The sequence below is a fragment of the Mycobacterium sp. E3305 genome (assembly GCF_001666785.1).
Lineage (GTDB): Bacteria > Actinomycetota > Actinomycetes > Mycobacteriales > Mycobacteriaceae > Mycobacterium.
Genome location: NZ_LZJA01000231.1, coordinates 17,166 through 37,924, shown reverse-complemented (window position 1 = coordinate 37,924; position 20,759 = coordinate 17,166). Strand labels below are relative to the sequence as shown.

The 20,759-nt window shown below is 69.8% G+C and carries 21 protein-coding genes; 6 read left to right on the top strand and 15 right to left on the bottom strand.

Features of this window, described 5'->3' with window-relative positions; translation table 11 throughout:
• Window positions 1-86: 86 nt before the first annotated feature.
• From A5701_RS21545 to A5701_RS21525, 5 genes are all read right to left on the bottom strand, one after another.
• On the bottom strand, window positions 87-2,126 hold the full coding sequence (locus tag A5701_RS21545; protein ID WP_156670197.1) for a penicillin-binding protein 2: 2,040 nt from the start codon (window positions 2,124-2,126) through the stop codon (window positions 87-89).
• 14 nt (window positions 2,127-2,140) lie between these two features.
• Window positions 2,141-3,328 (bottom strand): hypothetical protein, encoded by a 1,188-nt coding sequence (locus A5701_RS21540; protein ID WP_067758576.1) that lies wholly within the window; start codon window positions 3,326-3,328, stop codon window positions 2,141-2,143.
• On the bottom strand, window positions 3,325-4,482 hold the full coding sequence (gene rsmH, locus A5701_RS21535) for a 16S rRNA (cytosine(1402)-N(4))-methyltransferase RsmH (RefSeq protein WP_156670196.1): 1,158 nt from the start codon (window positions 4,480-4,482) through the stop codon (window positions 3,325-3,327). Before rsmH ends, A5701_RS21540 begins: the two co-directional genes overlap by 4 nt.
• Window positions 4,457-4,888, bottom strand: coding sequence for a division/cell wall cluster transcriptional repressor MraZ (mraZ, locus tag A5701_RS21530; protein WP_007170790.1), 432 nt, complete (start codon window positions 4,886-4,888; stop codon window positions 4,457-4,459). The genes rsmH and mraZ overlap by 26 nt, the downstream gene beginning before the upstream one ends.
• Window positions 4,889-5,320: 432 nt before the next feature.
• Entirely contained in the window at window positions 5,321-5,725 is a 405-nt protein-coding gene (locus A5701_RS21525) for a DUF3040 domain-containing protein (RefSeq protein WP_067274495.1), read from the bottom strand.
• Window positions 5,726-6,051: 326 nt separating this feature from the next.
• Between A5701_RS21525 and A5701_RS21520 the strand changes: the two genes are divergently transcribed.
• Both A5701_RS21520 and A5701_RS21515 read left to right on the top strand, forming a co-directional pair.
• A complete protein-coding gene (locus tag A5701_RS21520) occupies window positions 6,052-6,660 on the top strand; it encodes an N-acetyltransferase (RefSeq protein ID WP_067758571.1) in 609 nt (202 codons plus the stop codon).
• A gap of 140 nt (window positions 6,661-6,800) precedes the next feature.
• Window positions 6,801-7,448, top strand: coding sequence for a DUF3153 domain-containing protein (locus A5701_RS21515; protein WP_067758674.1), 648 nt, complete (start codon window positions 6,801-6,803; stop codon window positions 7,446-7,448).
• On the opposite strand, the gene A5701_RS21510 is transcribed toward A5701_RS21515, so the two are convergent.
• Window positions 7,445-8,341, bottom strand: a complete 897-nt coding sequence (locus A5701_RS21510) for a mycobacterial-type methylenetetrahydrofolate reductase (RefSeq protein WP_067758569.1) — start codon at window positions 8,339-8,341, stop codon at window positions 7,445-7,447. The two genes, A5701_RS21515 and A5701_RS21510, sit on opposite strands and share 4 nt — an antisense overlap.
• A gap of 264 nt (window positions 8,342-8,605) precedes the next feature.
• On the opposite strand from A5701_RS21510, the gene idsA2 reads away from it, so the two are divergent.
• Together idsA2 and A5701_RS21500 are read left to right on the top strand one after the other, a co-directional pair.
• Entirely contained in the window at window positions 8,606-9,655 is a 1,050-nt protein-coding gene (gene idsA2 / locus A5701_RS21505) for a bifunctional (2E,6E)-farnesyl/geranyl diphosphate synthase (RefSeq protein ID WP_067758557.1), read from the top strand.
• 4 nt (window positions 9,656-9,659) lie between these two features.
• Complete coding sequence (locus A5701_RS21500) at window positions 9,660-11,207, top strand: alpha-(1->6)-mannopyranosyltransferase A (RefSeq protein WP_067758553.1); 1,548 nt, start codon at window positions 9,660-9,662, stop codon at window positions 11,205-11,207.
• 33 nt (window positions 11,208-11,240) lie between these two features.
• Here A5701_RS21500 and A5701_RS21495 read toward each other — a convergent pair whose 3' ends face one another.
• The gene (locus tag A5701_RS21495; protein ID WP_067758550.1) at window positions 11,241-11,645 is read right to left on the bottom strand and encodes an Rv2175c family DNA-binding protein; all 405 of its coding nucleotides are present in this window, start codon (window positions 11,643-11,645) and stop codon (window positions 11,241-11,243) included.
• A gap of 79 nt (window positions 11,646-11,724) precedes the next feature.
• Here A5701_RS21495 and A5701_RS21490 point away from each other — a divergent pair, with 79 nt between their 5' ends.
• Complete coding sequence (locus tag A5701_RS21490; RefSeq protein ID WP_067758547.1) at window positions 11,725-13,014, top strand: protein kinase; 1,290 nt, start codon at window positions 11,725-11,727, stop codon at window positions 13,012-13,014.
• Here the strand turns inward: A5701_RS21490 and A5701_RS21485 are convergent.
• From A5701_RS21485 to A5701_RS21475, 3 genes are read right to left on the bottom strand one after another with little or no spacing between them, the layout of a single operon-like run.
• A complete protein-coding gene (locus tag A5701_RS21485) occupies window positions 13,011-14,399 on the bottom strand; it encodes a class II 3-deoxy-7-phosphoheptulonate synthase (protein WP_067758544.1) in 1,389 nt (462 codons plus the stop codon). The genes A5701_RS21490 and A5701_RS21485 overlap by 4 nt on opposite strands.
• A 60-nt stretch (window positions 14,400-14,459) precedes the next feature.
• Entirely contained in the window at window positions 14,460-14,981 is a 522-nt protein-coding gene (locus tag A5701_RS21480; RefSeq protein WP_067758541.1) for a polyadenylate-specific 3'-exoribonuclease AS, read from the bottom strand.
• Window positions 14,982-15,001: 20 nt separating this feature from the next.
• Entirely contained in the window at window positions 15,002-15,868 is an 867-nt protein-coding gene (locus tag A5701_RS21475; protein WP_156670200.1) for a hypothetical protein, read from the bottom strand.
• 108 nt (window positions 15,869-15,976) lie between these two features.
• On the opposite strand from A5701_RS21475, the gene A5701_RS21470 reads away from it, so the two are divergent.
• Complete coding sequence (locus A5701_RS21470; protein WP_067758535.1) at window positions 15,977-17,260, top strand: glycosyltransferase 87 family protein; 1,284 nt, start codon at window positions 15,977-15,979, stop codon at window positions 17,258-17,260.
• 10 nt (window positions 17,261-17,270) lie between these two features.
• On the opposite strand, the gene A5701_RS21465 is transcribed toward A5701_RS21470, so the two are convergent.
• The 5 genes from A5701_RS21465 to A5701_RS21445 all read right to left on the bottom strand — a co-directional run bounded on the left by A5701_RS21465 (window position 17,271) and on the right by A5701_RS21445 (window position 20,675).
• A complete protein-coding gene (locus A5701_RS21465) occupies window positions 17,271-18,008 on the bottom strand; it encodes a 1-acyl-sn-glycerol-3-phosphate acyltransferase (RefSeq protein ID WP_067758531.1) in 738 nt (245 codons plus the stop codon).
• 84 nt (window positions 18,009-18,092) lie between these two features.
• A complete protein-coding gene (locus A5701_RS21460; RefSeq protein WP_067758528.1) occupies window positions 18,093-18,473 on the bottom strand; it encodes a hypothetical protein in 381 nt (126 codons plus the stop codon).
• Window positions 18,470-19,738 carry an ArsA family ATPase gene (locus A5701_RS21455; RefSeq protein ID WP_197505030.1) on the bottom strand — a complete coding sequence of 423 codons (1,269 nt, stop codon included), beginning with the start codon at window positions 19,736-19,738 and terminating at the stop codon, window positions 18,470-18,472. The genes A5701_RS21460 and A5701_RS21455 overlap by 4 nt, the downstream gene beginning before the upstream one ends.
• Window positions 19,735-20,169: an SRPBCC family protein gene (locus tag A5701_RS21450; protein ID WP_067758522.1), complete on the bottom strand. Its 435-nt coding sequence runs from the start codon at window positions 20,167-20,169 to the stop codon at window positions 19,735-19,737. The genes A5701_RS21455 and A5701_RS21450 overlap by 4 nt, the downstream gene beginning before the upstream one ends.
• Window positions 20,170-20,285: 116 nt before the next feature.
• Entirely contained in the window at window positions 20,286-20,675 is a 390-nt protein-coding gene (locus A5701_RS21445) for a polyketide cyclase / dehydrase and lipid transport (protein ID WP_067758671.1), read from the bottom strand.
• Between the last annotated feature and the right edge of the window lie 84 nt (window positions 20,676-20,759).

The window sequence follows — 20,759 nt, the reverse complement described above, 5'->3', positions numbered from 1 at the left end:
TTGAGGGCGGGATTTCGGCCCGAATCCCGCCCTGGACGCACACCCGACGTCACTGCACGACAGATTGGCCGGCGGTTTCCGGTTGGCTACGTCGCCTGCAGGGTCAGCGGCGGACCCGGGTCCGGCGACAGCGGCACGTTCTCCCGCTGCATGAGCCAGCCGGCGATGTTGTGGAACAACGGGGCCGCCGAGTGGCCCGGCGTACCGTCGGCGTTGCGATCCGGGTTGTTCATCATGATCCCGATGACATAGCGCGGGTTGTCGACGGTGGCCATGCCGGCGAAGGTTATCCAGTAGACGTTGTCGAAGTAGCAGCCGCAGGCCGGGTTGATCTGCTGAGCGGTGCCCGTCTTGCCGGCCATCTGGTAGCCGGTCACCGCGGCGGAGGGCCCGGTGCCCTGCTGGTAGCCCATCGGGTCGCGCTGCACGACGGCGCGCAGCATGTTGCGCACGGTTTGGGCCGTCTGCGGCGAAACCACCCGCACGCCCTCGGGACGCGCCTCTTCGGTCCGGGTGCCGTCGGGTGCGATGGTGGCCTTGACGATCCGCGGCGGGATGCGCACCCCATCGTTGGCGATCGTCTGATACATGCCGGCCATCTGCAGCAGCGTCATCGAAAGCCCTTGCCCGATAGGCAGGTTGGAGAAGGTGCTGCCCGACCATTGGTCGATCGGCGGCACCAGCCCGGCGCTCTCACCGGGCAGGCCCACGTTGGTGCGCTGCCCGAGCCCGAATTTGCGGACCATGTCGTAGAAGCGTTCCGGCCCGACGCGTTGCGCGAGCATCAAAGTGCCGACGTTGGAGGACTTTCCGAACACGCCGGTCGTGGTGTAGGGCATCACGCCGTGCTCCCACGCGTCGTGCACGTTCACGCCGCCCATGTTGATCGAGCCGGGCACCTGCAGCACCTCGTCGGGGTTGGACAGGCCGTACTCGATGACCGAGGACGCGGTGATGACCTTGTTCACCGAGCCCGGCTCGAACGGCGAGGACACCGCCAGGTTGCCCAGCTGCTTGTCGCCCTGGCGCCCGATGTCCTGGGACGGGTCGAAGGTGTTGTCGTTGGCCATCGCCAGAACCTCGCCGGTCTTCGAATCCAGCACGACCGCCGAAACATCATGTGCGCCGGACAGATTCTTGGCCTGCTGCACCTGCTGCTGCACGTAGAACTGGATGTCGTCGTCGAGCGTCAGCTGGACCATCGAGCCGTTGACCGCCCGGTGCCGGTTGCGGTAACTGCCGGGGATGACGACGCCGTCGGATCCCCGGTCGTAGGTGACCGAGCCATCGGTCCCCGACAGCACCGAGTCCAGCGACTCCTCCAGCCCCAGCAGCCCGTGGCCGTCCCAGTCAATGCCGCCGACGATGTTGGCCGCCAACGACCCGCCGGGGTATTGCCGCAGATCCTGCCGCTCCGAACCGACTTCGGGATACTTGTCGGAGATCGCGCTGGCGACCGCGGGGTCGACGGCGCGCGCCAGATAGACGAAGTTCTCGTCGCTCTGCAGCTTCTTCAACACGGTCGCGGAGTCGGGCTTGTTGCCCAGCCGGGTGGCGACCTCTTTGGCGATGTCCCGCAGCCGCTGCTGCGGGTCGGGGGCCGCCGAGTTCTTGCTCTTGGCCTCGTCGAGTTGTTTGCGAATCCTCTTGGGCTGGAACGTCAACGCGCGCGACTCGGTTGTGAACGCCAGCTGATCCTTGTTGCGGTCGACGATGCTGCCGCGCACGGCCTTCTCGACGTCGGTGACCTTGAGCTGGCTCGCCGCCTGGGCGCGCAGCGTCGGCGCGTTGGTCACCTGCAGGACGAACAGCTGGACTGCCGCCACCACGATCAGAAGCCCGATGGCCGCGTTCCCGGCCCGATGCCGGAACACGAACGACGCGCCGCGGCTGCCCGCCTGAACGAGCTTGCGGGTGCGCCGCTCCCGAGCGGAGTGCTCGGTCGCCGCGGCCTCCGGACGGTCGGCCGCGCGGCCCTGCTTGGCTTCCTTGGCTTTCCGGAATCGCTTCGGCTCCCGGACGTCCTGGGCCTGCTGTTGCTTCCCGCGGCGCTTCGGCTGGCGAACCCCCTTGGCTTCCTGCGCTTTACGGGGACCACGGCTCGGCTGCGACCGGCGGGCGCGCATGGAGTCTCCGCGGCTCACCGGGGCGCACCCGGCGTCACGGCGGGACCGGGAGCCACCGGCTGCGGCGCCAGCACGGGGGCGGCGGGCACGACGGGAGCCACCGGCGGGGGAACCGCGGGGGCCCGTTGCACCGGCACCGGAACCTCAGCGGGCAGCGGTGCGGGCACCTGCCCGGGCGGCGGAATCGGCAAGCCGCCCAACGGCACCGGCACCTCGGCGGGCCCGGGAGCGGGCGCGATCACCGCAGGCGCGGGCAGCCCCGGCACCGGCACGCCCGGCACGGGCAGCGCACCCGGCACGGGCAGCGCAGCGGGCGCCTGCCCGGCTGCCGGTGCCCCCGGTATGCCCGGCGGTTGCGGCCCGGTCTGCGCCAGGTGCTGGCCGCCGAGCGTCGACGATCCGTCCGGTGCACGCAGCAGCGCCTCGGGACCGGACCGGGCCGGCGCGGGCGCCGCGGGGTCGGGCTGCAGCCGGACCGGGACTTCGGCGGGCGGCGCCGGCGGTGCGGGGGGCACCGGCGGGCCTTGGTCGGGAAGCTTGCTGTTCAACGGTGGTGGCGGCACCCCGTCAGCCGGCTTGGGCGTGCCGACGACCACCCAGTTCCCGGACGGGTCCTGGACCAGGTGCGCGGTGTCCCGCGTCGGGATCATGCCCTGTTTGCGGGCCGCCTCCGCCAGTGCCGGTGCGGATTCCGCCTCGCGCACATCACGTTCCAGCGCCTCTTTCTGCTGTTGCAGCAGCCGAGTCTTCTCGCGGGCGTGGCTCAATTTGTAGGAGCGCTCCGCGGAGTCCGTGGACAACCACAGGGTGAGACCCAGGCCGAGGCCCAGCGCGCCGATGACCAACACGACGAACGGGACCTTGGCCGCCAGGGTGCGGGGCCGCAGGTCGATCGAGGCCAGCCGGGTCGCCAGGCGCTCGCTCAGGCGTGGGCGAACGACCTTGGGCGCCTTGGCCTTCCGTGCCTTAGCCCGCGCCTTCGCCTGGCTCGTGCTCTTGGGCCGCGCGGGACGCTCGGCGGGCCGGGCGATGGGGCCGGTGAGCGGTCCGGATTTGGGCGCGCGGCTCTCCCGGGTGGGCGCCGCGCTCCGCCCCGGCCGGGTGCGGCGGGCCGAGCCGGGCTCGGCGGCCGAGCGCCTGCTGCGCCGGGCGGAACCGTCGCGCCCGCCGCGGCGATTCGGCGTCTCCCGCTTTGCTTTCATGCGTCGCCCTTTCCGGTTGCCTGCTGGACCCGTTGCACGGCGCGTAGTCGCACCGCGGCGCTGCGCGGATTGCGTTCGACCTCGGCGGCGTCCGCGCGTTCGGCGCCGTGCGTGAGCGACCGGAATCGCGGCTCGTGGCCGGGAAGCTCGACCGGCAGATCCACCGGCGTGCGGGACGCGACCGCGTCGGCGAACAACCGCTTGACGATCCGGTCCTCCAGGGACTGGTAGGCCAGCACCACCATGCGCCCGCCGACGGCGAGCGCGTCCAGCCCGGCCGGGATCGCGCTGCGCAAAGAGTCCAACTCGTCGTTGACCGCGATCCGCAGGGCCTGGAAGGTGCGCTTGGCCGGGTGGCCCCCGGTCCGCCGGGCCGGGGCCGGAATCGCTTGGTAGAGCAGGGCTACCAGCTCCGCGGTCGACGTGAAGGGTGCGCGGGCGCGCTGGCGCACGATCTGCGCGGCGATCCGGCGCGCGAACCGTTCCTCGCCGTAGCGGTGCAGGATGTCCGCCAGCGCGGCTTCGTCGTAGGTGTTGAGGATGTCGGCCGCCGTCAACGGCGACTCGGGATCCATCCGCATGTCCAGCGGCGCGTCCTGCGCGTAGGCGAAGCCCCGCTCGGCGCGGTCGAGCTGCATGGACGACACCCCGAGGTCGAACAGCATCCCGTCGAGCGATCCGACTGTGTCGTAACCGGATTCGGCCAGTGCCGCGGTGAGGCCGTTGTAGCGGCTGTGCACCAGCGTGACGCGGTCGGCGAATCGCGCCAACCGGTCGCCGGCGATTTCCAGCGCGCTGGGGTCGCGGTCGAGTCCGATCAACCGCAGCCCGGGCAGGTCGGTCAGGAACCGCTCGGCATGCCCGCCCGCGCCCAGGGTGGCATCGAGCAGGACGGCGCCCGACCCGTCGGCATGGTGACGGGTCAGCGCGGGGGTCAGCAGTTCGACGCAGCGCTGCAGCAGGACTGGTACGTGTCCGAAGTCGCCCGAATCGTCAGCCACCGCAACGCCTCCCCGGGTCCGGCGAGACGCCCCTGCATCGAGGTCCCTGTCCGAAGGCACGAACCTGGCGTTGGGGAAGTACGCCAGGGTCGGTTCGGGCAGAGGCCACGTTGCACGGGCGTGCGCCTCAGATGATGTCGCCGAGTGCTTCATCGCTGGCCGCGGAGAAGTTCTCTTCGTGGGTCTGCTGGTAGTCCTGCCAGGCTTGCGCATCCCAGATCTCGAGGTAGTCGACCGCTCCGATCACCACGCAATCCTTGGAGAGGTTCGCGTAGCGGCGGTGGTCGGCCGACAGTGTGATGCGGCCCTGCGCGTCGGGATGCTGCTCGTCGGTGCCGGCGGCGAGGTTGCGCAGGAACGCCCTGGCGTCGGGGTTGCTCCTCGACGCCTTGCTCGCCCGGCGCGCGAGCTGCTCGAATTCGCCCCGCGGGTAGACGGCGAGGCTGTGGTCCTGGCTCTTGGTGACCATCAACCCCCCTGCCAGCGCGTCGCGAAATTTGGCGGGCAACGTGAGCCGCCCTTTGTCGTCGAGTTTGGGCGTGTAGGTGCCGAGAAACACCGGCTCACCTCCCACTCGGGGTCACCCAAACACTGTGGCCACCATACCCCACAATCCCCCACTTCGCCCCATTCCGAGAGTGTCGTGGCGGACTTTTCCGGGTTATCCGCCACCCATGGGCGCACATGCCACCGCACCCGGACCCACCGGGCCCCGCCTCGCATTCCAGTAGAAGGTAGGAAACCGCAGCTCAAAGCCGCACAGGCCACGGTGTGGGGCGAAGTGGGGGTACGCGGTGGGGCGCGGTGGGGCTCAACTCCTGCGCCAAAGCACGGTTGCGGCTCGATCCGGCCTCAAAACGGCATCACCGGCCCGGCGATACTCAGCCGAGCCGGATCAATCTGTGACGATGACCGCGCGCCCGGTACGGCCATGAAACGGACATGAAAAAGGGGGAGCCCGATGGCTACCCCAGATTCGTTGGCGAGACCGCTAGTCGTCGAAGCGGCGGCGGAACCGGTCTTCCATGCGACTGGTGAACGAACCCCCGCCGCCCTTGTTGCGGCGCTGCCGCAGCGAGCCGGGCGCCGAGCCGGGGTGGTCGGGGCGGCCGGACAACCGTGGACCCGTGATGGCGAACACCACGCCACCGAACATCACGATGAACCCGAAGACGCTGAGAATCGGGAAGTTTCCGATCATGGTGGCCTTGAACGCCACCCCGGAAACCAGCATCGCGAGGCCGATCACGAACAGGGCCGCGCCCTGCAGGCGGCGGCGCGCGGTGGGCGCGCGCAACCCTCCGCCGCGGACGCTCGACGCGAACTTGGGATCTTCGGCGTAGAGAGCGCTCTCGATCTGATCGAGCATCCGCTGCTCATGATCGGAGAGTGGCATTCGTCCCTCCTTGCCGACAGTTGACGCGTATCTATCGATAACACGCGGATGCCCGTTGTAGGGCAACTAACTGAAATGATACGAGGTCAATCTGCGCCATACCACTGGTTCGGTGGCGATTCTATCCTGGCCCCGGCCGTGCCCCCGTCGGAGCCGGAACGGCCGTGCGCTACAACCGGCTTCCCCAGCCGGGATGGGTGGGCGGTTCGTTGCCGCGACCGCCCGCCCGACGGCCTCCCCGCGCGTCCGATAATGGCGGTGGCGGCGCGGGCCGCGCGACAACGTGAACGCCGGCATGCGAGCACAGGGTGAGGAGGACACCGCGAGTGGCGATATTCCTCATCGATCTGCCGCCCACCGATATGGAGCGCCGTCTGGGCGAGGCCCTGAAGGTGTATGTCGACGCGATGCGGTACCCACGCGGCACCGAGAACCAGCGCGCCGCGATGTGGCTCGAGCACATCCGCCGGCGGGGCTGGCAAGGGGTGGGCGTCGTGGACGCCGAGCCGGCCGAGGGCGCGGACGGGGCGGTCCCGTCGGTGGCCGAATTGAGCAACGCCCCGCTGCTCGGCATCGCCTACGGGTACCCCGGGGCACCCGGGCAGTGGTGGCAGCAGCAGGTCGTGCTCGGACTGCAACGGGGCGGCCGGCCGGCGCAGGAGATCGCCGGGCTGATGAACAGTTACTTCGAGTTGACCGAGCTGCACATCCACCCGCGCGCGCAGGGTCGCGGCCTCGGCGAGGCGCTGGCCCGGCGGCTGCTCGCCGGTCGAGCCGAAGAGAACGTCCTGCTGTCCACGCCCGAGACCAACGGCGAACCGAACCGGGCCTGGCGGTTGTACCGCCGGCTGGGCTTCACCGACGTGATCCGCGGCTACCATTTCGCCGGCGACCCGCGCGCATTCGCGATCTTGGGCCGCAAGCTCCCGCTGTGATCGCCGGATCGCGGGCGCGCCCGGGCGGACCCGCGCTGGCGGCGCGCCGGATCTGGCACGATGACCTGGTGCGCGCCAGCCTCTCCCCGCCCCGATCCCGCGGATTCACCGCTCGGCGCCGCCGCCTGGTGGCCATCGCGATGCTGCTCATGCTGGTGCCGCTGGCCACCGGCTGCCTGCGGGTCAGGGCGTCGCTCACCGTCTCCCCCGACGACCTGGTGTCCGGGGAGATCGTCGCCGCCGCTAAACCCAAGACGCCCAAGGACACCGGCCCCCAGCTCGACAGCAACAACCTGCCGTTCAGCCAGAAGGTGGCGGTGTCGAACTACGACAGTGACGGCTACGTGGGATCGCAGGCGGTGTTCTCGGACCTGACGTTCGCCGAGTTGCCGCAGCTGGCCAACATGAACTCCGATGCGCAGGGGGTGAACCTGTCCCTGCGGCGCAGCGGCAACCTGGTCATCCTCGAGGGCCGCGCTGACTTGACCTCGCTGACCGATTCCGAAGCCGACGTCGAGCTGACCGTCGCCTTCCCCGGCGTGGTGACGTCCACCAACGGCGACCGGGTCGAGTCCACGGTGGTGTCCTGGAAGCTCAAGCCGGGCGTCGTGAGCACGATGACGGCTCAGGCCCGCTACACCGACCCGAACACGCGGTCATTCACCGGGGCGGGCGTGTGGCTGGGCATCGCGTCGTTCGCCGCGGCCGGCGTCGTCGCGCTGCTGGCCTGGATGAACCGCGATCGTTCCCCGCGGTTCACCGCACCGCGGGACCAGCCGCCGAGCTAGCTGTACTGGGCGGGCGACCAGTACGCCAGCATCTCCGCGAACGTCTGGAAGGCGGGCGCCGACACCCCGTAGGTGGCCTCGAGGTGGATGCTCAGCGGGAACCCCAGCTCGGCCACCCCGTCGATCACGCGCTTGTAGAGGTCGGTCATGAGCTGACGCTTCTGGGGCGGTTCGCTGGCGGCCAACCGTTTGACGAACTCCTGCTCGTCGGCCACCGCCGCGTTACCCGGGTCCTGAATCAGCCAGTTGATCAGGCCGACCCGGCCCTCCATCTTGGGGACGAAGCCGAAGGACAGCAGGATCTCCGGCCGGTGATCGGTGGTTTCGGCGAATTCGCGCAGGAAGCCGACGATCGCGTCGGAGTACAACAGCTGGGTCATGCCGTAGGTGGCGCCCTGATCGCACTTGAAGTTGAACCGGCCGTGCTCCCCCTCGCGGGTGGGTATCAGGATGACGCCGCGGTTGGGCACGAGCTCACGGTAGATCGACAGGGCGTCCGTGGGCGCGACGCCGGAGCCTTCGCCGTCGTTCATCGTGCGCGGGACGCCGACGAAGACCACGCCTTCCATCCCGGCCGCGCGCAGATCGGTCAGCCGCCGCCGCAAGGTCGGCTCGTCGGAGAAGGCGGTGACCTGGGTGCACAGGCCATGGAATCCCGGCAGCTCGGGCTTGACCATGGACCAGAAGTCCAGCACGTCGAGTTTGGGCTTCATCACGATGGGACGGTCGTCGTCCTCAGCGATGATGCCGGGGATCATCACGTGCCGCAGCCGGGCTGCCAGACCGGTTTCCGCCGAGTACTGCACCACCTTTCGCGCGTCCTCGAGCGCCCGCTCGCGGCCTTCGTCGGCGTTCGGCGGCACCAGCTCGAGCGCAATGGTGTTGAGTGTCACGCGGCTTCTCTCCATCCGACGATGCTTGGGGCGTCTCCCGGCCGCACAGCGGGCGGCTCCGACACCCCGCCAGCATAGGCGTGGGGGTGCCGCCCGCTTGCGGGGGAATAGTGCGGCGGTCGAAGCGATCAGCGCCACGCCAGGTTGAGAAGGTCCCCGGTGCCGCGCCGAATACACTGGTCGGGCCTGCCACACCAAGCACGTCGAGCAGAAGGGGGCGCGGCGCTGAGCTCGAAAGCCCCAGCAGCAGCGGCAACCGTCGAGTTGACCGGCGCGATCACCGATCGGCTCCGGCGGTATCTGCACGACCGGCGCGCGGACACCGCCTACATCGGTAGCGACTACGAGGTGCTGGTCGCCGCCCTGGAGAGCTTCGTGCTCAACGGCGGCAAACGGCTGCGACCCGCCTTCGCCTACTGGGGCTGGCGCGCCGTGGCCAGCGGGGAACCCGATTCCGAAGTGCTGCTGCTGTTTTCCGCGCTGGAGCTGCTGCACGCCTGCGCGCTGGTGCACGACGACGTCATCGATGACTCCTCCACCCGCCGCGGCCGCCCGACCGCCCATGTCCAGTTCGCCGACCTGCACCGCGGCAGGCGCTGGCGGGGTTCGCCGGAGCAGTTCGGCATGTCGGCCGCGATCCTGCTCGGCGACCTCGCGCTGTCGTGGGCCGACGACATCGTGTTCCACGCGGAACTGCCGCCCGACGCCGTGCGGCGGGTACAGCGCGTGTGGGCCGAAATCCGCACCGAGGTACTGGGCGGTCAATTCCTGGACATCGTCGCCGAAGCCAGCGCCGCCGAGTCGATCGCCTCGGCGATGAACGTCGACACCTATAAGACCGCCTGTTACACGGTGTCGCGACCGCTGCAGCTCGGGGCGGCCGCCGCCGCCGACCGGCCCGACGTGCAGGACGTCTTCGGCCGGTTCGGGACGGACATCGGCGTGGCCTTCCAGCTCCGTGACGACGTGCTGGGTGTGTTCGGTGACCCGGCGGTGACCGGCAAGCCGTCGGGTGACGACCTGCGCTCGGGCAAGCGCACCGTGCTGCTGGCCGAGGCGCTGGAGCTGGCCGACGGGTCGGATCCGTTGGCGGCCAAGTTGTTACGCGACTCGATCGGGGCGCAGTTGACCGATGCCGAGGTGGACCGGTTGCGCGGGGTAATCGAGTCGGTGGGCGCCCTGGCCGCGGCGGAGCGCCGCATCGCCGAGCTGACCCAGCGGGCCCTGGCGGCGCTGGCGGCCGCGCCGATCAACGCGGCGGCCAAAGCGGGGCTCTCCGAGCTGGCCAGAATGGCCACCGACCGGTCCGCCTGAGCCGATGACGACGCCGACGCACACCCCACCGTCCGACTCGCCGGAAGCGAAACCGGCTGGCGCCGGGTGGTTTTCACAGCTGCGCGCGTTCGCCGGCGCGGCGGAGTCCGGACCGGCGAAGCTGGGCATGCTCGGTTCGGTGCTGATCTTGGTTGGCGGCCTCGGCGCGGGCAGCACCCGCCAACACGACCCGCTGCTGGAGTCGATCCACATGTCCTGGCTGCGTTTTGGCCACGGGCTGGTGTTGTCGTCCGTGGTGCTGTGGGCGGGCGTGGGCCTGATGCTGATCGCCTGGCTGCGCCTGGGCCGGCGCGTGCTGGCCGGCGAGGTGACCGAGTTCATGATGAAGGCCACCACCGGCTTCTGGCTGGTGCCGTTGCTGCTCTCGGTGCCCGTCTTCAGCCGGGACACCTATTCGTACCTGGCGCAGGGCGCGCTGCTGCGCGACGGCCTCGACCCCTACGCGGTGGGGCCGGTCGCCAACCCGAACAGCTTGCTGGACAACGTAAGTCCCATCTGGACGATCACCACCGCCCCCTACGGCCCGGCATTCATCCTGGTGGCGAAGCTGGTCACCATGGCCGTCGGCAACAACGTGGTGGCCGGAACGGCGCTGCTGCGGCTGTGCATGCTGCCGGGGCTGGCGCTGCTGATCTGGGCCACCCCGCGGCTGGCCCGGCACCTGGGCACCGACGGATCGACGGCGCTGTGGATCTGCGTCCTCAACCCGCTGGTGCTCATCCATCTGATGGGCGGGGTGCACAACGAGATGCTGATGGTGGGCTTGATGGCCGCCGGCATCGCGCTGAGTTTCGCCGGGCGGCACGTGCTGGGCACGACGCTGATCACGGTGGCCATCGCGGTCAAGGCCACCGCCGGAATCGCGCTGCCGTTCATGGTATGGGTCTGGACCCGCCACCTGCGCGACCGCCGCGGATACCGGCCGGCCACGGCGTTCGCGGCGGCCACGGCGATGTCGCTGTTGATCTTCGGCGTCGTGTTCGGCATCCTGTCGGCCGTGGCCGGGGTGGGCCTGGGGTGGCTGACCGCGCTGGCCGGTTCGGTGAAGATCATCAACTGGCTCACGGTGCCGACCGCCGCCGCCAACATCATCCACGCCGTGTTCAACGGGTTCTTCGTGGTGCACTTCTACCCGATGCTGCGCATCACCCGCCTCGTCGGAATCGCGGTCATCGCGGTGTCGCTGCCGTTGCTGTGGTGGCGCTTCCGGCGCGACGACCGCGCCGCGCTGACCGGCATAGCGGTCTCGATGCTCGTCGTGGTGCTGTTCGTGCCCGCGGCCCTGCCGTGGTACTACTCCTGGCCATTGGCGGTGGTCGCCCCGCTGGCGCAATCGCGACGGGCGATCGCGGTCATCGCCGGGCTGTCGACGTGGGTGATGGTGATCTTCAAACCCGATGGCTCGCACGGGATGTACTCGTGGCTGCATTTCTCGCTGGCCACCGTCTGCGCACTGATCGCCTGGTACAGCCTGGACCGCGCGCCGGACCGGCGGGCGGGCGCGGCGGACGACGCGCTGGAAAAGGCGTAGTGCCGGCTCAATAGGCCGGCTCAGTAGGCCCGCTCAGTAGGCCATGGCCTGCGCCCGCCGCACGACCTCGCGCGCCTGGTGCGCGTGCAGGGCGTCGACGGGGCGGGCATTGCTGACGGCATCCCGGCTGCCGTCGCGGGTGATCGTCAGCGACGGGTCGGGGGTGAACAACCACCGCACGATCTCGGTGTCGTGGTAGCCGCCGTCGTGCAGGATCGTCAGCAGCCCCGGCAGGCTCTTGACCACCTCACCGGACTTGGTGAAGAACACCTGCGGCACCACCACGCCGCCGTCCCGCTTCACCGCGACCAGGTGGCCTTCCCGAAGCTGCTGCTGCACCTTGCTGACCGAGATCCGGAGCAATTCGGCGACCCGCGGCAGGTCGTAGGTGGGCTCGTCGGGGTCCAGAACATCGTCGCCGGCAGGAACACTGCTCACGGCGCAAGTGTAGGCCTTGCCACGCGGATTGAACCCAAGTTCCGGCGTCCAATCACACCGCCGCACCTACGATGGCCCCGTGGCCGAAGCTGAATCGCCCGGGTCGTCCGGCCGTCCCGGCCCGCACCGTCGCCCGGCCGACGCCGGCGCCGCAGACCCGCTGGACAACGCGTTGCTGGACGGCCGCTACCTGGTGCAGTCCAAGATCGCCAGCGGAGGCACGTCGACGGTGTACCGCGGCCTCGACACCCGGCTCGACCGCCCGGTGGCGGTGAAGGTGATGGATTCGCGCTACGCGGGCGACGACCAGTTCCTGACCCGCTTCCAGCGCGAAGCCCGCTCGGTCGCTCGGCTGAAGGATCCCGGCCTCGTCGCGGTCTACGACCAGGGCCTGGACTCCCGGCACCCGTTCTTGGTGATGGAGCTGATCGAGGGTGGCACGCTGCGCGAGCTGCTGGCCGAGCGCGGTCCGATGCCGCCGTACGCCGTGGCCGCGGTGTTGCGCCCGGTGCTGAGCGGGCTCGCCGCGGCGCACCGGTCCGGGCTGGTCCACCGCGACGTCAAGCCCGAGAACGTGCTGATCTCCGACCAGGGTGAGGTCAAGATCGCGGACTTCGGCTTGGTCCGCGCCGTCGCGGCCGCCGGAATCACTTCCACGAGCGTCATTTTGGGAACCGCGGCGTACCTGTCGCCCGAGCAGGTGCGCGACGGTGACGCCAGCCCGCGCAGCGACGTGTACGCCGCCGGGATCCTCACCTACGAGCTGCTCACCGGGCGCACCCCGTTCACCGGCGACTCGCCGCTGTCGATCGCCTACCAACGGCTGGATACCGATGTGCCGCCGCCCAGCGCGGCGATCGACGGCGTGCCCCCGCAGTTCGACGAGTTCGTCCGGCGCGCGACGGCGCGCGACCCGGCCAACCGCTACGCCGACGCGATCGAGATGGGCGCCGCCCTCGAGGCGATCGCCGAAGAGCTTGCGCTGCCGGACTTCTCCGTCCCCGCGCCGCGCAACTCCGCGCAGCACCGGTCAGCGGCGCTGCACCACAGCCGCACGAGCCAACGCCCGGTTGCCGCGCCACCGCCGGCGGCGGCTCCGGTCCGCCACCCCACCCGCCAGTTGACCCGCGGCCCCGAGGACTGGTCCGAGCCGCAGCGCGCACCGGTGTCCGACGACGAGCCCGAGGAAGCCTACGAATACCAGCCTGTCACAGGCGAATTCGCGGGCATTCCGATCGGCGAGTTCGCCTACGCCCGCCAGCGCGGGCGGCGCTTGGTGCTGATCTGGGTGGCCCTGGTGCTGGCGCTCACCGGGATGGTCGCCACCGCGGCGTGGACGATCGGGAGCAACCTGAACGGGCTGTTCTAGTCGCGCAACATCTCGGCGACCAGGAACGCCAGCTCCAGCGACTGCTGGGTGTTGAGCCGCGGGTCGCAGGCCGTCTCGTACCGCCCCGCCAGATCCAGGTCCGAAATGTCTTGCGCCCCACCGAGGCATTCCGTGACGTCCTCGCCGGTGATCTCGACGTGGATGCCACCGGGGTGAGTGCCCAGCGCGCGGTGCACCTCGAAGAAGCCCTGCACCTCGTCGACGACGCGGTCGAAGTGCCGCGTCTTGTAGCCGTTGGACGACTCGTGGGTGTTGCCGTGCATGGGGTCGCACTGCCAGATCACCTGGTGGCCGGTGGCCTGAACCTTCTCGACGATCGGGGGCAGCAGGTCGCGCACCTTGTTGTTGCCCATCCGGCTCACCAACGTCAACCGGCCCGGCTTGTTGTTCGGGTCAAGCCGTTCCACGTATTCGACGGCCAGCTCCGGGGTCATCGTCGGGCCGATCTTCACGCCGATCGGGTTGGCGATCACTTCCGCGAACGCGATGTGCGCGCCGTCGAGCTGGCGCGTGCGCTCGCCGATCCAGACGGTATGCGCCGACAGGTCGAACAGCTGCGGTTCGCCGTCCTCGCTCTCCGACAGCCGCAGCATGGCCCGCTCGTAGTCGAGCACCAAAGCCTCATGGCTGGCGTAGATTTCGGCGGTCTGCAGGTTACGGTCGGCCACCCCGCAGGCGCTCATGAACTTCAGGCCGCGGTCGATCTCGTTGGCCAGCGCCTCGTACCGGGCGCCCGCCGGCGACGTCCGGACGAACTCGCGGTTCCAGTCGTGCACCAGGTGCAGCGACGCCAGCCCCGAGGACGTCAGCGCCCGCACCAGGTTCATCGCCGCGCTGGCGTTGGCGTAGGCGCGCACCAGCCGCGACGGGTCGTGCTCGCGGGCGGCCGCATCCGGGGCGAAGCCGTTGATCATGTCGCCGCGGTAGGACCGCAACCCCAGGGCGTCGATGTCCGCCGACCGCGGCTTGGCGTACTGGCCGGCGATGCGGGCCACCTTGACCACCGGCATGCTCGCGCCGTACGTCAGCACCACGGCCATCTGCAGCAACGCGCGGATGTTGCCCCGGATGTGGGGCTCGGTGTTGTCGGTGAAGGTCTCCGCACAGTCGCCGCCCTGCAGCAGGAATGCCTCGCCCCTGGCGACCTGGGCCAGCTGCTCCTGCAGCCGGAGGATCTCCGAGGGCACCGTCACCGGCGGCACGCTCTCGAGGACGGTCCGCATCGCCGTCGCCTGGTCGGCCGGCCAACTGGGTTGCTGGGCGGCCGGCTTGGCCAGTGCGGCGTCCAGCCGGGCCCGCAGGTCGTGCGGCAGCGGCGGCAGCGCCGGTAGCTGGTCGATCGGGATGTCGACGGTCCAGTTCATCGGTCCATGGTAACCGGGCGGCGAGGGTGACTGATCAGGGCGAACGCCGTTCGGACGGGCTCAGGCCGGCGCCCCGGTCGCGTCGCCGCCAGGACCGTCCGCGTCCGCCGCGGTGATGAGCCGGTATCGCCGCAGCTGGTCGCGGGCGTCGACCAGCGCGTCGTGGGCGTCGCGCGACCGCGGCGGCATCGGCGGGCACCCCCGGTCCTCCCACAATTGCCGCAGGTCCCGGGTGAAGCGGGGCAGCGCGCGCGGCAACTCGGGCATCGTGCCCCACAGCTGGCACAGGGCGACGTGGTCGTAGGCGCCGATCCACGCCCACAGCTCGATCGGGTCGGCCCCGTCGATGCCGAAGAAGTCCTCGAGGTCCGCGCGGATCTGCCTGCGTGAGCGCCACAGCTTCGACGCCGGGGACGGCAGCTTGGGCAGCACGTTGGCGCGCACCCAGCCACCGGCGCGCTCGGGATCGAATTCCGTGGACACGGCGTAATACTCGCGCCCGTCCTCGGCCACCACCCCGATCGAGATCAACTCGATGGTGCGGCCGTCCTCGATGAACTCGGTGTCGTAGAAGTACCGCACCTTGAAAGCCTATGAGTAGCCTATCTGCTGATCAGGATGGGCCCGGTCGGCGGCGGCGCGGGGTGCACCTCGTGGTCCAGCTGGGCGTCGACGACCCGCTCGTCGGGCATCCCGGGGGTGCCGGCGATCGCGCACTGCAGGTACAGCTTGGCCCGCACCACGGGGCGACGCAGCGTCCGTTCCCGCTGCAGCGCGCGGCGCATCTTCTCCGGCTGCGCGGTGTATCGCCAGCGGGCCCAGGGCGCGTGCGGGCGCGACAACCGGATCGCGCCGATCACCAGCAGGACGACGATGAACATGCCGAGCAGCCCGGTCCACACCTTGCCCTTGAGCACCACCACCACGGCCAGCGGCAGCGTCAACACCAGGCCGCCGGCCACCGCGGCACGCAGCGGCCACGAATCGGTGCCCTCCCAGATCGGCAGGAAGAACATCAGCGGGTGCAGCCCCATGATCAACAGGCCGGCCACCCCGACCGCGGCGAAGACGGCGTCCACCGACGTCCGACCGTCCTCCGACCAGTAGACGTCCGACAGGTGCAGGATCAGCGCGTACTCGTCGAGCACCAGGGCCGCGCCGATCCCGAAAAATATTGCGGACAGGGTGAATTCGGGCTCGTGACCGTCGATGGACAGAGTGACCAACGTCAGCCCGGACAGCAACACCAACACCACGCCGAACGTCACGTGGTGGATGTGGATGCCGCCGACATGGACGTTGCGCGGGTGCCACCACCGGGCCGGCCGGCCCGCGTCGGCGCGGTGCCGGATGAGCCGCACGAACGTCCGCGTGACGAAGAAGGTCAGGATGAACGCCACCAGGCAGCACAGCAGGGGCAACCGGCCACCGCCGAGGATGTCGTTCGCGAACCAGTGCGTCACCCGCAGAACGAACCAGTGGAGCACTCTTGAAACGTACGCCTGTGGGCGTCCGCCCCGCGGGAGCCGCGCTGGGCCACCTCGCACGCCCAGGCACCCATTACGCTGTTGTGCGACATGAGTAGATCGCGGACGCCCGGCGCGGGCAGCCACCCCGGGCGCGTCCTGTTGTGGTGCGGGCTCTGGCTGCTGGCGGCGGCGGGGCTGGGCTATGTGGCCTGGCAGCTGTTCGGGCACACGCCCTACCGCATCGACATCGACGTGTATCAGATGGGCGCGCAGGCCTGGATGCAGGGGCATTCGCTGTACCACGGCGATGTGTTGTTCCACACACCGATCGGGCTCAACCTGCCGTTCACCTATCCCCCGCTCGCCGCGATCGTGTTCTGCCCGTTCGCCTGGCTGCACATGCCGGCCGCCAGCGTCGCGATCACGGCGCTGACGCTGGTGTTGCTGGTCGTGTCGACGCTGATCGTGCTGACCCGCCTCGACGTCTGGGCCGCGTCGACGGCGCTGCCCGGCCCGGCGTGGCTGCGCCGCTGGTGGCTCGCGGTCGTCATCACCGCGGCGGCGACGATGTGGCTGGAACCGGTCACGTCGAACTTCGCCTTCGGCCAGATCAACGTCGTGCTGATGACCCTGGTGATCGCCGACTGCGTGCCGCGCCGCACACCGTGGCCGCGCGGCCTGTTGCTGGGCCTGGGCATCGCGCTCAAACTCACGCCGGCCGTGTTCCTGCTGTACTTCCTGCTGCGCCGGGACAACCGCGCCGCGGTGACCGCGCTGATGTCCTTCGTGGGGGCGACGGCGCTCGGTTTCGTTCTGGCGTGGAGCGATTCGTGGGAGTACTGGACGCACACGCTGGCCCACACCGACCGGATCGGCGAGGCCGCGTTGAACACCGATCAGAACATCGCCGGGGCGCTGGCCCGCATCGGGCTGGGCGAGCAGCAGCGCTTCCTGCTCTGGGTGGCCGCCTCGCTGCTGGTCCTGGCGCTGACGGTGTGGGCGATGCGCAGGGTGCTGCGGGCCGACGAGCCCGTGCTGGCGGTCGTGTGCGTCGCGCTGTTCGGGTTGGTGGTCTCGCCGGTCTCCTGGTCACACCACTGGGTGTGGGGGCTGCCGACGGTCGTGGTGCTGGCCGTGCTGGCCTGGCGGCGCCGCAACGTGGCGCTGGGCGTGGTCGGCGCGGCGGGGGTGGCGCTGATGCGTTGGTCGACGATCGACCTGCTACCCAAGCATCACGAGGCGGCGGCCGTCTGGTGGCGGCAGCTCGCGGGGATGTCCTACGTCTGGTGGGCGCTGGCGGTCCTCGTCGCGGCCGGGCTGACGGTCACCGCGCGCACGCCCGCGCGGGATTCCGCCCCGCAGCGATTGACGCCGGTGACAGCGGTCGGCTGATCGCGACGGTTCAGCCGACGGCGGTTTCGGGAATCCGCGCGGCCTCGCCGGTCGATCCCTGACCGGACGCCCCGTTGCGGTTTTCCTTGACGCTGGCGGCGTAGATGTCGACGTACTCCTGGCCGGAAAGCCCCATCAGCTCGTAGATCACCTCGTCGATGACGGCGCGCTCGATGAAGCGGTTGCCGGCCAGCCCTTCGAAACGGGAGAAGTCCATCGGCTTGCCGAAGCGGACGGTGACCCGCCCGAAGCGCAGCATGTTCGAGCCGGGCGGGTTCACGACGTTGGTGCCGATCATCGCCACCGGGATCACCGGCACCCCGGTGTGCAGCGCCAGCCGCGCCAGACCGGTCTTGCCCTTGTACAGCCGGCCGTCCGGCGAACGGGTGCCCTCGGGGTACATCCCCAACAACTTGCCCGCCGACAGCAGCCGCTCGGCGGTGTTCAGCGCGGCCTGCGCGCTGTCGGCGTCGGTCCGGTCGATCGGCACCTGGCCCACCGCGGTGAAAAACCAGCGCTGGAACCAGCCTTTCAAGCCGGTTCCGGTGAAGTATTCGGCTTTCGCCAGGAAGGTGATCCGGCGGCGCACCACCAACGGCAGGTAGAAACTGTCCATCACCGCTAGGTGATTACTGGCCAGGATCGCCGGGCCGGAACTCGGAATATGTTCCAGGCCTTCAACTTTCGGCCTACCGAGCAGGGCCAGCAACGGGCCGAGGAGTATGTACTTGAATAGCCAGTACCACATGGCCCTCCCTCTCGCCCGCCCGCCGGTGTTCTGCGCCAACTGTACCCATCGCGTGGGCAGCGGACCACCTCCGGCGCGGCCGGGTCACTCCTCGACGGTGACGGGGATGGGCTGATACCGGGTCCTGGTCGTGGCCTCGGGACTCGCCGGCCCGGCGCCACCGTCGTCGGTCGGCCCGTCGGGCGGCGGTTTGGCCGCGCCGTTGATGTCGTCGAGCATGGCGCGCACGACCTCGAGCAGGGCGATGCTGTGGTCGGCGATGACGGTGATCAGCGGGTGCTGATCACCGGTCGCCAGCGCGGCCAGCGCGCAGACCGGGCACCACACCTGCTGGCACTTGCCGGTCCCGACTCCCCGGCCCGCCGTCAGCGCGGCCGCCGTCCGCATCGCCGGATCGATACCGTCCAGGATCGCCTGGGCGAGCCTGCGCAGCTCCGGACCGATTTCGGAATGACCCCCACTCACTTAGGCCACACCTCCGGGTCTGGTCGAAATCGGACTGTCAGCTCGCTACCGCGCAGGTGGGCGTCCAGCACCGTACACCGTCGCAGCACGGATGCCAGGCGAACCCTGCGCCGCAACCCGCCCGCGCTGATGATCAGGTCGTCATCGACGCGCCCCAACGTCAGCCCCGACGGATCGAGTTGCGGCAACGCTAGCCGCATCCGGTAGATCGAACCAAGTCCCGTGCCGGATTCCAGGTCCACCGTCGGACGCAGCGGTCCCGGCGGGGGCGTTCCGCCACGGCGGCGGGCGTTGTCGAGCAAAGCGCCCAGCGCCTTGGGGCCGATCGGCTCGCCGGACAGATGCGGAGTCATCACCAGGGCCACCTCACCGATGGTGGCGTCGAGCTCGTCGAGAACACCACGTTGCTCGGAAATGCGTTCGGCGTACCAGTAAAACGCGGGGTGCTCCGGCAGGTTGCGGTATTCGTAGGACTCGTCCTCGGCCAGGACCTGGTTCACGATGAGTTCCTCGACGCGCACCCCCATCAGGGCCAGCGACCCGAGCGTCCTTGCCGCCTCGGCCGCAACCACCCGCTCGGGCGTCAACACCAAATGCGCGCTGACCAATTCGCCGTCGGTCAAAAGGGCACCGAGCCCCTCGACGCTTGCGCTGATGCGCTCCAGCAGTTCCACCGCCGCCGCGGACCGCGCGTCGTCGGCGCCGACGGAGAGCCGGCGATGGCGCGGCCACGCCCGCTCGACGTACAGCCCGAAGGTGGCGGGCAAGGTCAACATCCGCAGCGCGTCGGCGGTCGAGGCGCAGTCGACGACGATGCGGTCCCAGGCGCCGGAGCAGGCCAGCTCACCGACGGCGTGCAGACCGAGCACCTCCTGGACCCCGGGCAGCGCCGAAAGCTCTTCTGGGGCAATGGTACTCAGCTCCGAGTCGGGAAATCGCCGATCCAGCGTGTCGACCACGTCGCGCCACCGCACCTCGAGCAGGGCCAACGTGTCCAACGCCAGCGCGTCCAGAAAACCACCGCCGGCCTGGGCGTCATCGGCGAGGACCCGAACCAGTTCGTCCTGGCTGGGCGGGACGGGAACACCGAGCACGTCGCCCAGCGAGTGCGCCTGATCGGTGGAGACCACCAGCACGCGCTGGCCCGCGCTCGCGGCGCTGACGGCCGTGGCGCAGGCCAGCGTGGATTTTCCTACCCCGCCCTTACCAACGAAGAGGCTGATCCGGGCCGGGGTGGGCGCCGGCGATTGGCTGGACTCACTCAGCCCTCGACTCGTTTCTTCAGATCCTTCAACGCGGTGTCGGTCAGCCGGCGTTCGGCCTTGCGCTTGAGCAGGCCGATCATCGGGACGGCGAGGTCGACCGAGAGCTCATAGGTCACCTCGGTGCCAGATCCCTTGGGCGCCAACCGATATGTGCCTTCCAGCGAGCGCAACAGCGAGCTGGAGACCAGTGTCCAACTGACCGATTGCCGGTCCTTGGGCCACTGGTAGGCCATGACCAAGGTGTCCTTGAGCACGGCGGCGTCCAGCACCACCCGCGCGACTTTCGGGTTGCCGTCGGCGTCCGTCTCCTGGACCTCGGCCTCGCGGTACTCCGAGATCCATTGCGGGTAGGAATCGATGTCCGCGATGACGTCCATCACGGTGCCCGGGTCGGCCTCGATGTAGATGGTCTGCGACGTTTTTTCCGCCACCTGGTGCTGCCCTCTCTCCCGCAAGCGGTCGACGCCGCCGGCGGGGAACTACCGTGCGGGTCTGACCCCCCGGGCCTACGGCCCGAAACGGTACTCTCCCTGCAAGCCTGACCCGGCTAAACTACCGGAGAAACTCCGACCGGACGTGACCGTTCCAGTGTCGTCTTGACCTCGAAGGCCATTTTCTTGCCCGCCACCCGACGGCGGTGTGTCATTTTCGCCAGATTGAGCTTGGCCAGCTGCCAGGCCGCCACGCCGGTCGGCTCGGCATGCAGGAAGTAGTGCAGCACAACCCCGTCCAGTGACGGCTCCAGCCAGATCTCCATGGTGCCGGTCAGCGCGCCGGTGATCGCCCACCGGATGCCTTTGTCGGCCCGGTCCTCGACGACCTGCAGCCGCAGGTCCGGCCACCAGCGACGCCAGCACGACCGGTCGGCGACCGCGGCCCCGACCCGCGCACCGTCGGCGGCGATGAACGTCTCGTCCGCGATCTGGATGCTGTTCACCACCCCAGCTTCACACAGCTCTCCCGAGGCCCCGCAGACTGCCACCATTCCTGCACGAACGCGCGGATTAGGCTGGACCACAAC

Bases quoted from the DNA above. Each gene is read 5' to 3' on its own strand.
- A5701_RS21545 (WP_156670197.1), bottom strand. From the start codon at position 2,126: ATGCGCGCCCGCCGGTCGCAGCCGAGCCGTGGTCCCCGTAAAGCGCAG.
- A5701_RS21540 (WP_067758576.1), bottom strand. From the start codon at position 3,328: ATGAAAGCAAAGCGGGAGACGCCGAATCGCCGCGGCGGGCGCGACGGT.
- rsmH (WP_156670196.1), bottom strand. From the start codon at position 4,482: ATGAAGCACTCGGCGACATCATCTGAGGCGCACGCCCGTGCAACGTGG.
- A5701_RS21525 (WP_067274495.1), bottom strand. From the start codon at position 5,725: ATGCCACTCTCCGATCATGAGCAGCGGATGCTCGATCAGATCGAGAGC.
- A5701_RS21515 (WP_067758674.1), top strand. From the start codon at position 6,801: ATGCTGCTCATGCTGGTGCCGCTGGCCACCGGCTGCCTGCGGGTCAGG.
- A5701_RS21500 (WP_067758553.1), top strand. From the start codon at position 9,660: ATGACGACGCCGACGCACACCCCACCGTCCGACTCGCCGGAAGCGAAA.
- A5701_RS21485 (WP_067758544.1), bottom strand. From the start codon at position 14,399: ATGAACTGGACCGTCGACATCCCGATCGACCAGCTACCGGCGCTGCCG.
- A5701_RS21470 (WP_067758535.1), top strand. From the start codon at position 15,977: ATGAGTAGATCGCGGACGCCCGGCGCGGGCAGCCACCCCGGGCGCGTC.
- A5701_RS21465 (WP_067758531.1), bottom strand. From the start codon at position 18,008: ATGTGGTACTGGCTATTCAAGTACATACTCCTCGGCCCGTTGCTGGCC.